The organism is Rhodonellum sp., from assembly GCF_030656585.1.
In the GTDB taxonomy this organism is placed as follows: domain Bacteria; phylum Bacteroidota; class Bacteroidia; order Cytophagales; family Cyclobacteriaceae; genus Rhodonellum; species Rhodonellum psychrophilum.
Genome location: NZ_JAUSPP010000042.1, coordinates 113831 through 129620 on the forward strand (window position 1 = coordinate 113831; position 15790 = coordinate 129620).

Here is a 15790-nt window from a genome sequence, read left to right on the forward strand (position 1 = left end):
CAAATGCCATCCAAAATCCATAAAATGCTCCTTTGTTTTGCCATTGTCTTTGGCAGTTTTTATTGGTCAATGGCTCAGGATCTTCAAAACCAGAATAAAATATACTCTTTACCGGGTTCCTTCCGGCTCAATGCAAAAAGCGATGGGGTTAAAGGCACTCCTTTTCTTTTTGAGGTCACCCGATTGGGAAAGATTTCATTGCCGGGAGGAAAAGTGTATGAAGAGATTCCCTTCAATATCCTGTTGGAAAAAAATGAAGTTTACATCCAAATGGGAGGGGAGGACAACCCTCCAATGGTGGTTAAAAAATGGGATTGGATAGAAACTCTGGAAGATAATCCAAGAACCTTCAAAACGGAAACAGTAGGCGGGCAAGCCAGGGTAGTGGAACTGATCTATGAAAAGGACAAGGTCAAAATCATCGCCATACACAGCAAAACCCTCGTCAAAAATGAAATTGTCAGGGATGGTTATTCAGGACCGCAATACGATACCTATCGGCACAACGTTCAATTTTACAAGATGGAAGCTGTTCGATCAGAGGAGCTCAAGCTGAATAATGCTGGATTAAAATCCATTGCGGGGAATCGTTTTGAAGAATTAAAGGAATTTATAAAGCTGGAGAAATTGAAGCCGGAGGAACCTCAAGATCTCCGGCGCATTTTTATCTTTCTTGAAACCGCAAAGTAGTTGACCTGGATTCAAGATCAGATTTTCAGCCAAGGTTTCAGCAACTCCTCACTTTTTTGCCACAAAATATCTCTCATTCTTTTGGAATTGCCAGCCGTAGAAGGTTTCACTGCCTTGGATTTTTTGAAATAGCCACCATTGGGAATTTCCTTGGAATTTATTTTCGCCAAAAAGATGGACGTTTGCGCACCCTGTGCTGGCGTAATCATAAATGGAGATCCCAAAATCCAGAAAAAACCAAATATTCCGGCATTCTCCTTGGCAAAATTGGTCTTGACAACGCCTGGGTGTAGGGAAAAACTTTTCAATCCCTTTTCTTCATATTTTTCCACAAGGGATTTTGTGAAAAGAATATTGAACAACTTGGCATTGGAGTAAGCGATAAATGAATTGTAAGATTTTTGTTGATATTGCAGATCTTCAAAATTGACTTTGGCTGTGCGATGGGCTTCTGAACTCACATTGATAATCCTTGAATGTCCACTTTTCAGCAAAATGGGCAAAAGTAGTTCGGTAAGGAGAAAATGTCCCAGGTGATTGGCCGAAAAGGTCAGTTCAAAACCATCTTTGGTGACGATTTTTTCCCCGAAAATTCCTCCGGCATTGTTGATCAGAACATCCAGAGCCGTCTCCATTCCACTCAAGGTTTGTGCGGCTAATTTCACAGAGTCCATATCTGCAAGGTCTAAATGGATAAAGGAAAATTTTGACCTGTCCTTTTCAGGAAAAGTATCGATCATTGCTTTTGCCTTTGCTTCGCTCCGCGCCATTAAGTAGATTTTATCAAAGCTTAAAACCAGTCCTTTAACTGTCTCTGCACCTATTCCAGAGGTGGGTCCTGTGATCGCTATACTCTTCATTTTCATTTTTTTTTAAATTAACCCAGAAAAACCAAGCTTTGTTAAAAGCAATTTATGGATCCTCCAAAAATAATATTCTGTTAAGGCAAAAATAGCTTACATATAATTTAAAATTTGTATTTTTAGGCTTCAAAAATTTTAAAATATTAATAAAAGAGGAACTATTGCATCTTTTTGGGAATCCAATGACTATGTAAATCAGAGGATTATCACCAAAGGCAAAGCAAGAAGGCTCTTCGCGAAAGTTAAAATTGGAAGCCAAGGAGCCATTCATCGATATAGAAAAAGTCATAAAAGACAAAAATCCAAAGTTGCAGCGCTGGTTGCCTGGTTTTGTGTTGGCCTACATCAAAAGAATTGCGCACGAAAAGGATATCAACCAGGTGATGCGAAACAATGGTCACCTGCAAGGGATTGATTTTGTGAATGCCTTGATTAAGGAATTTGGCGTCGAGGTGGAGTTAAAAGGTGCAGAGAATATCCCCATGGATCGGCCGGTGATTTTTGCATCCAACCATCCCCTAGGAGGATTGGACGGAATCGCCTTTATGTATGCATTGGGAAAATACCGGACAGATATCAGGTTTTTGGTCAATGATATCCTAACCAATATCAAAAACTTTGAACCCATGTTCGTTCCTGTGAACAAGCACGGCGCAAACAGTAGGGAAGTCACCCAATTAATCGAACAAACCTATTCCGGAGAACACGCAGTTTTGGTATTTCCGGCAGGATTGGTTTCCCGCAAACAAGCCCATGGCATTATGGATTTGGAATGGAAGAAGAGTTTTATTTCAAAATCCAAAAAATATAAAAAAGATATTGTCCCTGTGTATATAGAAGGTCGTAACTCGAACTTCTTTTACAATTTTGCGCAAATCCGTGAAAAACTGGGTATCAAGGCAAATCTGGAGATGTTTTACCTCGCTGATGAAATGTTTTCCCAAAAGGGCAAAAAAGTCACAGTTCATATAGGAAAACCAATTTCTTACCAGTATTTTGACCGAACGAAAAATGAAAAACAGTGGGCCGATGAAGTTAAACAAATGGTTTACCAATTGGTCTAAAAGAAGTTATTTATGCAAGAAATAATACCTGCAGTAGACAGAGGGCTCCTGAAAAGTGAATTGACAAAGGATCGTTTCTTGAGATATACCAATAATGGGAACAACCATATTTATTTGGTTGATTACCATAATGCCCCAAATGTCGTATCTGAAATCGGCAGGTTGAGAGAACTGACTTTTAGAGGTGCGGGCGGCGGAACCGGTCTCCCCACTGATATCGATGAGAATGATACTAGTGAAAACTGTTATCAGCAGTTGATCACTTGGAATCCAGAAGATGAGGAAATCGTAGCCGGATACAGACTTATCCATTGCAAAAGCGCTGGATTTAGCGTGGATGGGGAAATCAACCTTTCCACGGCGCACTTATTCAGGTTTTCAGATAAATTTATCAAAGAGTTTATACCTTTTACCATTGAATTGGGAAGGTCTTTCGTTCAGCCAAAATATCAACCGAATGTTGACAATCGAAAAGGACTGTTTTCCTTGGACAATCTCTGGGACGGTCTTGGAGCCATTGTCATGCTGAACCCTGATGTCAAATATCTTTTTGGTAAGGTTACGATGTATCCCCATTACAACCGTGAAGCAAGGGACTTATTGCTGTATTTTATGAATCATTATTTTCCGGATCCAGAGGAACTGGTGAGGCCCTTGGACAAATTGGCCTTGGATTATGTGACGGATATTTCCGAGTACAAAATGCTTTTTAAGGACTTGGATTACAAAGAGGGATATAAGGTGCTGAACAGTAAGATCAGGGCTTATGGTGAAAACATTCCACCATTGATCAATACCTATATGAACCTTTCCCCGACCATGAAGAACTTCGGTACAGCGCTGAACAATGAATTCGGGGCTGTTGAGGAAACTGGAATACTGATTACCATTGCGGATATTTACGAAAGTAAAAAACACAGGCACATGGAAAGCTTTGAAAGAGACAGGGTTTTTGGAAGTAGATAAGAAAATTTCATGAAAAAGACAGTGATTTTAGGAGCATCCACCAATCCATCCAGATATGCCTATTCGGCAGCATCAATGTTTTATGAAAGAGGATTTCCCTTCGTGCCCGTAGGGATCAAAAAAGGGGTTCTGTTTGGTCAACCCATACTGGATTTGAGAGAAAAGCCTGTCATTGATGATGTGGATACGATCACACTGTACATTGGACCCGAAAATCAAAAAGAGTGGGTGGATTATATTTTATCCCTGAATCCAAAGCGTATCATTTTCAATCCGGGTACTGAAAATCCGGAATTAATGGACCTTGCTCGGAAAAAGAATATTGCCGTCATGCAAGCATGCAACTTGGTCATGTTGAGTACAGGTCAATTTTAGTTTTGGGACCGTTCAATAAAACGGTTCATAAACCAAATATGGGGAGCTGAAATCAAGGATACAAGCACAAAAAACAACAATATCAATTGCTCTTGTCCCATTTTGCCTTGTACAAACCAAAGTATCAAAAATATACCCAAAATGCTGATGGTACTAAAGGGGAGGAGCATTTTAATGAAGGGTTTGAATCCTGAGATTCCAAGGCGGATTTTTAGCGTTTTGAATTCAAAAGCCATGCTTGGAAGGGCATGCCAAAAACCAAAATAAAGGATAAATCCCAACAACAGTGGAAGGGAAAAAAGGACGCCACCAATAACCAACATTTCGGTGACCCATATCCAAAAAGTATTTTTTTTGTTTATCCAAATCAAAATTCCGGTCAAAACAAAAAGGGAACCGATGAGGTACTTTCCAAAAATCTCAAAATTTTCTAAGGAGATGACACTTCCCACAATGCTGGAGGTCGCCTCAAAATCACCCCAAAGGATAACGCTCAGGTAAAATCCGCCTATGGCTAGATAGGTGAAGGTTTTGTGTTTTTCTATGGGAGAGTGAATAAAATGGCTTTGACCAAAATGGTACGCTGACATCAAAATAAAAGCGATCAAGGAGAACAGGGGGACAAAAACCCAAAGAATGAGATAGGAGCCTATGATCAATAAATACTTCAATATAAAAAAAGTCAAGAATTTCGGATCTAATCTTGGTCTTTCCAAAAGATGGTCAATCGCGCCATGAGGAATTCCAATGGTCACCAAAATCAATAAAAAACAAACCCACTGGTAGGTAAGGTTGCCTTGGAAAAACACCAAATAGAGGATTGAAATCAATAACCCCAATATTTTCCCAAGATTTTCAATGTCTTTCATATTGCAGCACTGATTTGATGAATATTTTGAATTTCAAGCTACCCAAGATTTTAACTTCATTCAAAAAAGTACTTTCCTCATTCAAAAAGTAGAGGATTGATTCCCCATTGTTCTTTTCGAACATTTCCTTGAAAATAGAAGGTAACTCTTTCGGCCATTTCACAGCGATGTTGAGTAGAATATTGTCGTAGAATGTAAATCGGTTTTTTCTCTTCCAATCAAACTTTAAATTCGATTGATTTCTTACCAACTGCAGTACGATATCCTTACAGTGCTTTTGGATGTCATAGAAAGTAAATCCTGTGGAAGGCTTTGTACATCCCGCGAGGGTTCCAATGGGAATGATGTTTTGGAATTTTGCTTTGGAAAGTTTATTCGTCGTCATGGGGATTATTCCCTGTTCCTTGAAAACAGTCTCAAATTGATCGATTCCCAAATGCTGCTGAATATACTGGGTAAGTTTTGCTTCCATTACAGAAGTCTCAATGCTATTTTGTGTATAAATTGTGTATTCTACGAGCGCCTCGGTTTCACTGAACGGTAGAATATAGAAGAATTCTGTTTGACTGGAATCACTGGCAGGAAAATCCATTAAGGTAGCTGACCGATGGTCAAAAGCATTCTTTGGGCTTTTAATTTTCCAACCCAAAAAAACTTGTTTTAGCATCAACTCGCCCTTATTTTCGGAGAAAGGAAGAATTGAATTCAGAATTTTCTTGCCAATAAAATTACCTGAATTTAAGGTTTTAACAGTGACCTGGTCCTTCTCATTTTCCTCAAATTCCACCACTTTATCCTGCACGATGGTTACATTGGTGAAACCCTTTATTTTTTCCAGAACCTCAAAATAAAAGTCAGAGGATTGTATGTGGTAATATTTCAAGGGGCCAAGAGACTTTTGACAGACCTCATTTTTATGGATGATGTTGATGAGATCCCAAAAAATAAGAGGGGAATTTTTAGGGTGAATTTCCAGTGGATTTTCTGCCCAATAACACCATGTTCTGTCATTTTCAATTTTTTTGGAATTGTCAATCAGAAGGATTTTTTTATGTTTCAATTCACTGTCCAGCAAATAATACATAAAACTCATTCCAGCACAACCAAGTCCAGTAACAATGAAATCGTAAGTCATCTTGGGTGGATTAGAAAACAAAAGGCCACCTGCATGTGCAGATAGCCTTTGTATTTTTATTGGGGTTATGCTACTTTTCTACTTTTTGCAGTTTCAGCAATTGCTACAGAGTAGATCACCAAACCAAAACCTATTTTGTTGATCGCATCAGCAAGGTTGTAGAACAAGTCAATACTGCTTACTTCAAACATGCCAGACAATAGGTTTCCTGGCAATACCATGTAACCAAGTGGATAGATAGACCATCCCAAGGTGATGAAGATCTTCAACAAGAACATTGCACTTGCCAAAGCAGGGCTGTTTGACGACTTGGAAAGTTTAGCAATATCACCAGCAAATACTTCATACACGATGTACAGATAACCTAGGGTAGAAAATATTCCCCACATCACATTGTTATCAATACCAGAAGTCTCACCGATATAACCTGTAATCAACATGACCAAGGAAGCGATGATCAATTTCGTTAAAGTACTACCTTTCGCACCAAATGGTTTTGTGAGTAAATAAAATTCCACGCACATCAAAGGAACCGTTAAAGTCCAGTCAACATACCTGAATGCTGTTGGGCTGGTACCTGTCTGGAGGTAAAAATCCCTCATGTAGTAATAATGGACTGCGGCAATACCTGTGATCAGACCTGAAACCAATAAGGAGGTTTTCCATTTTCCATCTACACTGCTTCTTTCTGCGAAAAAGAAAACAGCCGATGCAAACATTGCCATATATCCAATAAAGAATGTGATGGCAACAGGATCACTGTTGATAATTTTGTCAAGACCTATAAGATCTGCGGCTAGGAGGGTTTTCATGAAATATTAATTTAAGTTGGTAAGGGTTTGGAATAAAATGTATTGTTTAAGATATGCATCCATAAGATGAAAAACTTATAGTTTGTTTAACCTATCGTTAAACAAATTAAACAAACGTACATAAACTACTTAAAAAACAAGTCAATTGACTTTAAATTGGTACTTCTGGAAATTGCAATCGCCAAGATAAAACACACATTTCAAGGAGTTTCAGTATTCGTATTCAGGAATGTGTTCATTTCATTTTTGCCTTTGAAGAGTTGAATTAAAGGTAGTTTTGGAATATGTACTGTCAGTTTTTTTTCGTATTATTACGGCTTGATTGAAAGATTAAAAAATCTCTTTTTTTGATAAAAAGAAGGCGTTTTGAACCAGTTATGAGCGAAAAAAAAGAAGTAGATCTGAAGAATTATTCAGCAGTTAATATCCAGGTTTTAGAAGGATTAGAAGCAGTAAGAAAAAGACCCGCGATGTATATCGGGGATATTGGAACAAGGGGATTGCATCACCTGATATGGGAGGTGGTCGATAACTCAATTGATGAAGCATTAGCGGGTCATTGTGATACAATTTATGTGACCATCCACGAAGACAATTCTGTAACGGTATCGGATAACGGTAGGGGTATCCCGATCGACATGCACGAAAAAGAGCAGAAATCTGCTTTGGAGGTTGTAATGACTGTCCTGCATGCCGGAGGAAAATTTGATAAGGATACCTATAAAGTTTCCGGTGGACTTCACGGGGTAGGGGTTTCTTGTGTGAACGCCCTGTCTACCACATTGAGAGCAACAGTTCATCGAGATGGAAAAGTATATGAGCAGGAATATGCAATTGGTATTCCGCAGTATGATGTGAGAGAAATCGGAACCACTGACAAAAGAGGGACAACGATATTTTTCAGGCCTGACGCCAGTATTTTCACTCACACAGAATTTAAATACGAAACGATTGCCAACCGCATGAGAGAAATGTCATTTCTTAATGCCGGCATTCGCATATATCTCTCTGACATGAGGGATTTGGAGGATGATGGCAAACCAAAATCAGATGAGTTTTATTCTGAGGGTGGATTGGTCGAATTCGTTCAATATTTGGATGAAACCAAAGAAAAAATAATCTCTGAACCAATTTATATAGAATCTGAAAAAAATGGCGTGCCTGTTCAGGTGGCCATGAGCTACAATTCTTCCTATTCTGAAAATGTGGTTTCTTATGTGAATACCATCAATACCTATGAGGGGGGTACTCACGTTTCCGGTTTCAGAAGGGCATTGACGAGAACTTTAAAAAGTTATGCGGACAAGTCCGGTATGCTTGATAAGTTGAAACTAGAGGTTTCAGGTGATGACTTTAGGGAAGGATTAACTGCGGTAATTTCCGTAAAAGTCCAGGAACCTCAATTTGAGGGGCAGACCAAGACAAAGCTGGGAAACTCCGATGTTGTCGGTGCAGTTGACAGCTCGGTTTCGGAAACCCTTCAGGTTTGGTTGGAAGAACATCCAAAAGAAGCGAAGATCATCGTCGGAAAAGTGATTCTTGCAGCCCAGGCGCGCCATGCGGCGAGGAAAGCGAGAGAGATGGTTCAGAGGAAGAACGTACTCGGAGGAGGAGGACTTCCTGGAAAGTTGGCCGATTGTGCCAATTCGGATCCTGCGGTTTGTGAATTGTATCTTGTCGAAGGGGATTCTGCTGGTGGATCAGCCAAGCAGGGAAGAGAAAGGGATTTCCAGGCAATTTTGCCTTTGAAAGGTAAAATCCTGAATGTGGAAAAAGCCCATGAGCATAAAATCTACGACAACGAAGAAATAAAGAATATCCTGACAGCACTCGGTGTGAAGTTCGGTACTGCCCATGATGACAAGGAACTTGATCTTTCCCATTTGAGATACCACAAAATCATCATCATGACGGATGCTGACATCGATGGATCCCACATTAGGACATTGATTTTGACATTGTTTTTCAGGTACATGAGAGCGCTGATTGAAAAAGGATATGTATATATCGCTCAACCACCATTGTACCTTTTGAAGAAAGGGAAAGACGAAAGATACTGCTGGACTGAGGCAGAAAGGAAGATTTTGATGCGGGAAATGGCTGGAGAAGGAAAAGAAGACAGCATCAATATCCAAAGATATAAAGGTCTTGGAGAAATGAATCCTGAGCAACTTTGGAGTACTACCATGGATCCAAATACAAGAACCCTTAAATTGGTTCAGATAGAATCAGCAGCAGAAGCAGATCACCTGTTCAGTATGTTGATGGGTGATGAAGTTCCACCGAGAAGGGATTTTATTGAGAAAAATGCCAAATACGCGAAAATAGACATCTAATTTCAAGTTAAACCACTATTATAAAGGGGGCATTTCGCCCCTTTTTTTTTCATTTAATGAATTGTTAATTTTGGAATGTATAATATTATTGCCCAAGTTATTAGATTTGTTAGTTATTAGAATCTCATGAAAGTAGCAACAAAAGACAAGTTCGAGAATATCATTTACAGCAGCGATCTGATCAGTAGGGATCTGAGTTGGCTTAAATTCAATGAAAGGGTTTTGGATCAATCCAAAAAAGAAACGCGAACGATTTTTGAAAAACTGAAATTCCTAGCCATCACTGCATCCAATTTGGATGAATTTTTTATGATCAGGGTTGGATCGCTCTATAATTATCTCGATTATGACAAGGAACGTGTGGATTATTCTGGATTAAGAGAAGACCCCTTCAAGTTGAGGTTACTACTCGAATGCCAGAAATTCCACAAAGACCAGCAAGAGCATTTCCTCAAAAACCTGCTTCCCAACATGTCGGACTCGGGATTTATTTTGAGCAATGTCAAAAATTTGGAGCCAGACGAGCAGGAATATATCAAATCATATTTCATCAAGGCAGTCTACCCAATGTTGACGCCGATGGTCTATGACGGTTACCGTACTTTTCCAATCCTAATGAACAAATTGTTGGTGTTCGGGGTGGTGACACTGGCACATGGTGAAAAAAAAGAAAACAGAAAACTTTCATTTGTTCAGATACCTTCCAATATCCCTCGTTTTTTCGAGATTGAGCGGGAAGATGTTGTCATCTATATTCCTATAGAAGAGGTCATTCGTGAAAACATCGTTTCTCTTTTCAGGAACGTAGGCATTGAATCCATCAACCTTTTTAGGATTACCAGGAACGGAGATTTTACTTTGGAAGAAAGTGAGGACATGGATGCCAATTTTTTGGAAGAGGTAAAACGAAAATTGAATGAGAGGAAAACAGGCCGGGTAGTTCGTTTGGAAATAGAGGAAGGCTACAGCAAATGGATGATCAATTTGCTCAAGGAGCGTTGGACCATCCAAGATGATAGTATTTTCAAGGTGGAGAGATCTAGTATGTTGGATTTCACTGGTTTATGGCAAGTGATTGGCAACAGACGTTTCAAGGATAAAATCCCTCAAATCCCGGCGCCGGTCCTGCCGATTTCTTATCCTGTCGAAGGAACGGATGATATCTTCCAGGTCTTGAAAACCAGGGATATATTGCTGCACCATCCCTACAACAATATCGATCCCATTTTGGAATTGATCGAAAAGGCATCTGAGGATCCCAACGTGATGGCGATTAAAATGACCATTTACAGGTTGGCCAAGGATTCAAGGATTACCAAAGCTTTGTTGAGAGCCGCAGAAAACGGAAAACACGTTTCGGTCTTGTTTGAAGTCAAGGCGAGGTTTGATGAGGAGAACAATATAAGGGAGGCCAAAAAACTCCAAAAGGCAGGTTGTTTTGTGATTTATGGCATCAGTAATGTGAAAACCCATACAAAATTGATGTTGATCGTCAAAAAAGATGACAACAAGGTCACGCGATATGTTCATTTGGGAACGGGTAATTACAATGAAGACACAGCAAGGCTTTACACAGATATCGGATTATTGACCACCAACGAGGTTTTGGCCAACGACGTTTCGGAGTTTTTCAATGTCATCACCGGTCACAGCATGCCGACAACCTATCAAAATCTACTTACTGCCCCCCGGGACATGAGAAACCAATTGATAGAATTCATCGAGCAGGAAGCCGAAAATGCACGAAATGGTTTACCCAGCGGTATTTTCATCAAGGTGAATTCATTGGAAGATTCTGAGGTGATTTTTGCATTGTACCGGGCATCACAGTCCAATGTGACCATCAAGTTGATCATCAGAGGGATTTGCTGCTTGAGACCGGGTCGTGCGGGTTTGAGTGAAAACATTGAAGTGCTTTCCATCGTGGGTGATTTTCTTGAACATTCAAGAATTTATCATTTTCACAATAACGGTCAGACCAGGACATACGCTGGAAGTGCGGATCTAATGGTCAGGAGCTTTGACAAGCGATTGGAATCTTTGTTTAGAGTAGAAGATCCACTTTTGGAAAAGCAACTGATGAATATCCTTGCTTTCAACTTAAAAGACAATGTGAACACTTATAGGATGCAAGAGGATGGTACCTATGTTCCGAAAATACCAGAAGAAGGAGCAGAAGAATTCAACATTCACAAAGAATTTTTCAATCTTCATATTGAGGATGTGATGAAAGTTAAGCTCGTTTAAAATCAAAAAAAGCCCTGGATTCAGGGCTTTTTTGATTTATTCCTTTCGTACAATACATTCATCAATCCATCTTTGAGACCAACGTCCGGCACGATCATTTTCTTGGATTCCGCCGCAATCATTGCTGCAAGGTATATCCTTGAAGCGGGAATGATAACATCGGCCCTGTCAGGATTCAGATTCAATTTGTTCACCCGATCCTCATAGGAAAAAGATTCCAAATACAGTTGAATTTCCTTTATCTTGGCAATATCAAGGTATCTCTTAGTCTTGCTGGGCTTCGACATTTCAAAGATTTTGTTGATGTTGCCACCAGTTCCGATACAGGTAATGAGGTCTTTTTTCGAGATGTGATCGGTAATGAATTTGTTCATACTTTTCCAAACCGTCGCTGGAGTTTTGTCATCGTCCAAGGATCTAACAGAGCCTATTTTGAAGCTTCTGGAGGCCACCTTCACCTTTTTCAAGTAGATATTCAACTCGGTGCTTCCGCCTCCTACATCAATGTGCAAATAGGACTTGTCATCGATGAAGTTCCACAGGGCCAAATTGATCAATTCCGCTTCCCGATTTCCATCGATCACATGGATTTTCAATCCAACATCCTGCCTGACTTCTTCCACGATTTCCTTTCCATTTAAGGATTCCCGCATGGCTGAAGTTGCCACAACCATAAAATCATCTACCTCATAGAGATCAATCAAAAGTTTGAAAGCCTTCATCAGCTTTAAAAATTTTCGACGGTTTTTTTCACTGATTTTCTGATCGTGAAAAACATCCTTTCCCAATCTTAGCGGAAAACGGAGATATTCCAATTTTTTGAAATTGACCATTCCTTCGTAAAGGGTCACATTGGTAATCTGTAATCTTATCGCATTGGATCCAATGTCAACTGCAGCTAATTTCAACGCTTTACTTTTAAATAAGAACGAATTTTAAATGCTTCCGAAAAAATCAAAATTGGTTTGACCTTTTACATCGGAAATTACTTCTTCCTGTCCATTACCAAAATAATCAAACCAGCAACCACGCTGATTCCTCCGGCATAGGTTGGCCAATTGACAACATTTTTTTCAGTCTTGTTGACTTGAATGGGACCCGCATCTATTATGTTCTTTTGGGTATTGAAACTGAATCCGGAAAAGAAGAACATGGCGATTCCTACTACTATCAATATAATTCCTAATGCTTTCATATGTGTGGGGTTTAAAAATCAAGATACAAGATACTTGCCAAATTTCATTTTGTGGAGTCAATTGACTTAAATCTTTTTAGAGAACTTAAAATACTTATCGCTAAAATGCCAAAGACGATCAGAAGTGAAAAGGTTGAGGGAATATGCCATGTCGAAGAAACAATCATCTTTATCCCGATGAAAACCAGGATAAAGGACAGGCCATGCTGAAGATAATAAAACATATCAAAACTATTGGCCAGAAGAAAATAGAGTGCCCTGAGTCCCAAAATAGCAAATATATTGGAAGTGTAGAGAATTATTGGGTCGTTTGAGATGGCAAAAATAGCGGGAATGGAATCAACAGCAAACAATAAATCCGTAAACTCTATCACCGCGACCACAACCAAAAGCTGGGTTGCATATTTCTTGCCATTGATTATCGTGAAAAAATCCCCGCCGTGGTAGTTGGCATCCACCCTGAATAATTTATGAATCAAACGTGTGCCAAGCGATTTGGAAAAATCTTTCCCTTCATCTCCATCCGAATCGTGGCTTGACCAAGCCTTGATTCCTGCATACAGTAGAAACAAGCCAAAAAGCGTCATGACGACATTGATGTTGAATGCCCTTTCCATCCAGAAAAATTCAGGCAGGTAAGTCTTTTCGATCAAGGTGACACCGGAAAAGATAAAGATCGCGCGCATTATGATCGCGCCTAAAATCCCATAAAAAAGAACCTTGTGTTGGAATTTATCAGGGACTTTAAAATATTTAAAAACGAGGATGAAGACAAATAGATTGTCAACGCTCAGGGCTTTTTCAATCAAAAAAGCGGAATAATACTGAGAAGCCTTTTCAACCCCAAAATCTATATAAATATACACCCCAAAAAGAACGCCTAGACCAATCCAAATCACTGACCAAATAAGGGCTTCTTTCGTCGAAACTTTGTGGGCTTCTTTGTTGAAAACATATAAATCAACGGCCAAAAGCCCAAAAATAAGTATCGCAAAGCCAATAAGGATATAGCCCTCTTCTTGTAAATAATTCAATGTGTATAGGATATTTAAATTTGTAGTTCTGCAATGCTTTCCAAACGATTATTCAAAACCCATAAAGGAAACATTTTTCGAGTATGGCAATGAGAAGCAATGCTAATTTGTGAAGTTTGGGGCGAAGGATTGTTTCGGATTACATGTTTTGGTAAAATCCTTTTCGGAGCAATCTTCTTATTTTGAAATAATTGAAAAATCCCAAGACGACCAGTAAAATGCTTAGCCCAAATCCCAGGTATCCCAATTCCCTGATATGACTCAATACGTTGACTTCCATCAATGCTGTCCCACTCACCAGGAAGTATAAGGCCGTTCGGATATATGAAAGCAAAGTTCGCTCATTGGCCAATGTTGTTCTTTGCCTGGCCAAAAAATCCCTGACAATAAGTTGATCTTCGGAAAAGTTCTCTTTGTTCATTGTTGGCAAAATTAAAGTTCATTTAATAAAAGATCAAATTTCACAAATTAAAAGAGAATAAAAAGCTGCTGCCAATACAATTTTTTAGAATTATCCCATTTAAATATCGAGTTTCATTACTTTTGTGGCCTGAAGAGGCCGCCTTCCTTTTCCAATAATGGAATTTCCGAATAGGGAGTTTTCGGAAAGTTAAAAGGCTAGACATAAATTTCAATCCTAAGGAAGATAAGCATCAATGAGCAAACCTAATTTTGACGATATTTTCATGGAGTTGGCGGTTAACCTTGCCAAACGATCCCACTGCATCAAAAAACATGTCGGCGCCGTGTTGACAAAAGAAACCAGGATTATTTCCATTGGATACAACGGACCGCCTTCCGGAACGCACAACTGTGATGAAGAATTTGCGGAAAAAGGCTGTGCTAGAGACAGCAAGGGGAGTTGTAGTTTAGCACTTCATGCAGAACAAAATGCGATTCTATACGCAGTGAAAAACAACACTGGGGTAGAGGGATCTACCCTTTATGTCACTTTGGCCCCTTGTTTGGCTTGTGCGCGGATTATTTTCTCCCTTGGGATCGTAAAAGTGATTTATATGTATTCCTATGCAGAATATAAAGGTTTGCCTTCGGATGAAGGTTTGGATTTCCTGACCAAATTCGGCGTGGAAGTGGCCAAATACGGAAATAAAATCCAATTTGAGGACAATTTGATTTAAAGAAAATTGACTTCAGGCTGAAGCAGTATGTTGAATTTCTCCAGAATGGAATCCTGAATTTTTTGGCTTAATTCCTTTATCTGCTTGCCATCACCATCACCATAATTGACCAACACCAAGGGTTGTAATTTGTGGACGCCAATGTTTCCAAAAGTTTTTCCTTTCCAACCTGCTTGTTCAATCAACCAGGCTGCTGGGATTTTGACACCCGATTCCGTTGGGAAACCTGGGATTTCGGGGTGTTTACTTTTTATTATTTCAAACTGAACCTTGGAAATGGTTGGATTTTTAAAAAAACTACCGGCATTCCCGATTATTTTAGGGTCAGGGAGTTTACTTTTTCGGATATGCATCACTGCATTGCTGATGGCTTCCAAGCTTAGATCCGTTATGCCCATTTCTGAAAGTGTCTTACCAATTGCGCCGTACTCGACATGAAAGATTGGTTTTTTTTGGAATTTAAAAACAACGTGTGTGATGATAAATTGACCTTTCAAGTCGTTTTTAAATACACTTTCTCTGTACCCAAACTTACAATCTTGCCATTGAAAGATTTTTTTTTCCAGACTTTCTCGGTGGATTGCTTTCAATTCCTGAAAAACATCCTTTATTTCCACCCCATAAGCGCCGATGTTTTGCATAGGGGAGGCACCCACTGTACCTGGAATGAGGGATAGATTTTCTACTCCACCCCAGCCTTTTGCAATACAATGAAGGACCAAAGAATGCCAGTCTTCTCCAGCTCCTACTTCTACGATGACTTCAGTTTCACTTTCTTTAATTAATTTAATCCCTTTGATTTCAATTTTCAAAACCAGTGCATTGAGGTCTTTTGTCAGAAGAATATTGCTTCCCCCTCCCAAAATTACCAAAGGAATTCCCTTTTCTTTGGCTTTTTGAATACCTTCTTTCAAATCATCAATGGATTTTGCAATTCCGAAAAAATAGGCTTTTTTGTCTATTCCAAAGGTATTGAATGCTTTTAAAGAAATGTTTTCTTGTATCTTCATGTCGTAGAAATGGAATGCGAAGTAAGCAAGATTTTAAACAATAAGAAAACAGGAT

Annotated in this window: 16 protein-coding genes; 7 read left to right on the plus strand and 9 right to left on the minus strand. The window is 39.3% G+C overall.

All coding sequences use genetic code 11. The annotated features are described in order from the left end of the window. The first annotated feature begins 24 nt into the window (after positions 1-24). Positions 25-690 carry a hypothetical protein gene (locus Q7J63_RS11240; RefSeq protein ID WP_304886174.1) on the plus strand — a complete coding sequence of 222 codons (666 nt, stop codon included), beginning with the start codon at positions 25-27 and terminating at the stop codon, positions 688-690. Between the two features lie 17 nt (positions 691-707). On the opposite strand, the gene Q7J63_RS11245 is transcribed toward Q7J63_RS11240, so the two are convergent. Beyond that, on the minus strand, positions 708-1550 hold the full coding sequence (locus tag Q7J63_RS11245; RefSeq protein ID WP_304886176.1) for an SDR family NAD(P)-dependent oxidoreductase: 843 nt from the start codon (positions 1548-1550) through the stop codon (positions 708-710). 251 nt (positions 1551-1801) lie between these two features. Between Q7J63_RS11245 and Q7J63_RS11250 the strand changes: the two genes are divergently transcribed. From Q7J63_RS11250 to Q7J63_RS11260, 3 genes are read left to right on the plus strand one after another with little or no spacing between them, the layout of a single operon-like run. After that, a complete protein-coding gene (locus tag Q7J63_RS11250; protein ID WP_304886178.1) occupies positions 1802-2617 on the plus strand; it encodes a 1-acyl-sn-glycerol-3-phosphate acyltransferase in 816 nt (271 codons plus the stop codon). Positions 2618-2629: 12 nt separating this feature from the next. After that, positions 2630-3583 carry a GNAT family N-acetyltransferase gene (locus Q7J63_RS11255; RefSeq protein WP_304886180.1) on the plus strand — a complete coding sequence of 318 codons (954 nt, stop codon included), beginning with the start codon at positions 2630-2632 and terminating at the stop codon, positions 3581-3583. Positions 3584-3592: 9 nt separating this feature from the next. Next, on the plus strand, positions 3593-3958 hold the full coding sequence (locus tag Q7J63_RS11260) for a CoA-binding protein (RefSeq protein ID WP_304886182.1): 366 nt from the start codon (positions 3593-3595) through the stop codon (positions 3956-3958). Here the strand turns inward: Q7J63_RS11260 and Q7J63_RS11265 are convergent. The 3 genes from Q7J63_RS11265 to Q7J63_RS11275 form a co-directional block, all read right to left on the minus strand. Beyond that, positions 3955-4827 (minus strand): Brp/Blh family beta-carotene 15,15'-dioxygenase, encoded by an 873-nt coding sequence (locus tag Q7J63_RS11265; protein ID WP_304886184.1) that lies wholly within the window; start codon positions 4825-4827, stop codon positions 3955-3957. The two genes, Q7J63_RS11260 and Q7J63_RS11265, sit on opposite strands and share 4 nt — an antisense overlap. Continuing rightward, positions 4814-5962, minus strand: coding sequence for a lycopene cyclase family protein (locus tag Q7J63_RS11270; RefSeq protein ID WP_304886186.1), 1149 nt, complete (start codon positions 5960-5962; stop codon positions 4814-4816). The genes Q7J63_RS11265 and Q7J63_RS11270 overlap by 14 nt, the downstream gene beginning before the upstream one ends. A gap of 65 nt (positions 5963-6027) precedes the next feature. Continuing rightward, entirely contained in the window at positions 6028-6774 is a 747-nt protein-coding gene (locus tag Q7J63_RS11275; protein WP_019598730.1) for a bacteriorhodopsin, read from the minus strand. Between the two features lie 377 nt (positions 6775-7151). Here Q7J63_RS11275 and gyrB point away from each other — a divergent pair, with 377 nt between their 5' ends. Both gyrB and ppk1 read left to right on the plus strand, forming a co-directional pair. Then, positions 7152-9110 carry a DNA topoisomerase (ATP-hydrolyzing) subunit B gene (gene gyrB, locus Q7J63_RS11280; protein WP_019598729.1) on the plus strand — a complete coding sequence of 653 codons (1959 nt, stop codon included), beginning with the start codon at positions 7152-7154 and terminating at the stop codon, positions 9108-9110. Positions 9111-9236: 126 nt separating this feature from the next. Further along, positions 9237-11357, plus strand: coding sequence for a polyphosphate kinase 1 (gene ppk1 / locus Q7J63_RS11285; RefSeq protein ID WP_019598728.1), 2121 nt, complete (start codon positions 9237-9239; stop codon positions 11355-11357). A gap of 20 nt (positions 11358-11377) precedes the next feature. On the opposite strand, the gene Q7J63_RS11290 is transcribed toward ppk1, so the two are convergent. From Q7J63_RS11290 to Q7J63_RS11305, 4 genes are all read right to left on the minus strand, one after another. Continuing rightward, the gene (locus Q7J63_RS11290) at positions 11378-12265 is read right to left on the minus strand and encodes a Ppx/GppA phosphatase family protein (RefSeq protein ID WP_304886191.1); all 888 of its coding nucleotides are present in this window, start codon (positions 12263-12265) and stop codon (positions 11378-11380) included. 77 nt (positions 12266-12342) lie between these two features. Next, the gene (locus Q7J63_RS11295) at positions 12343-12552 is read right to left on the minus strand and encodes a hypothetical protein (RefSeq protein WP_304886193.1); all 210 of its coding nucleotides are present in this window, start codon (positions 12550-12552) and stop codon (positions 12343-12345) included. 44 nt (positions 12553-12596) lie between these two features. Then, complete coding sequence (locus Q7J63_RS11300) at positions 12597-13586, minus strand: TerC family protein (RefSeq protein WP_304886195.1); 990 nt, start codon at positions 13584-13586, stop codon at positions 12597-12599. A 139-nt stretch (positions 13587-13725) separates the two neighbouring features. Then, positions 13726-14007, minus strand: a complete 282-nt coding sequence (locus Q7J63_RS11305; protein WP_019598724.1) for a YidH family protein — start codon at positions 14005-14007, stop codon at positions 13726-13728. Positions 14008-14242: 235 nt separating this feature from the next. Here Q7J63_RS11305 and Q7J63_RS11310 point away from each other — a divergent pair, with 235 nt between their 5' ends. Beyond that, the gene (locus Q7J63_RS11310; protein ID WP_019598723.1) at positions 14243-14725 is read left to right on the plus strand and encodes a dCMP deaminase family protein; all 483 of its coding nucleotides are present in this window, start codon (positions 14243-14245) and stop codon (positions 14723-14725) included. Here Q7J63_RS11310 and murB read toward each other — a convergent pair. Then, a complete protein-coding gene (gene murB, locus Q7J63_RS11315) occupies positions 14722-15735 on the minus strand; it encodes a UDP-N-acetylmuramate dehydrogenase (RefSeq protein WP_304886198.1) in 1014 nt (337 codons plus the stop codon). The genes Q7J63_RS11310 and murB overlap by 4 nt on opposite strands. Positions 15736-15790 lie beyond the last annotated feature (55 nt).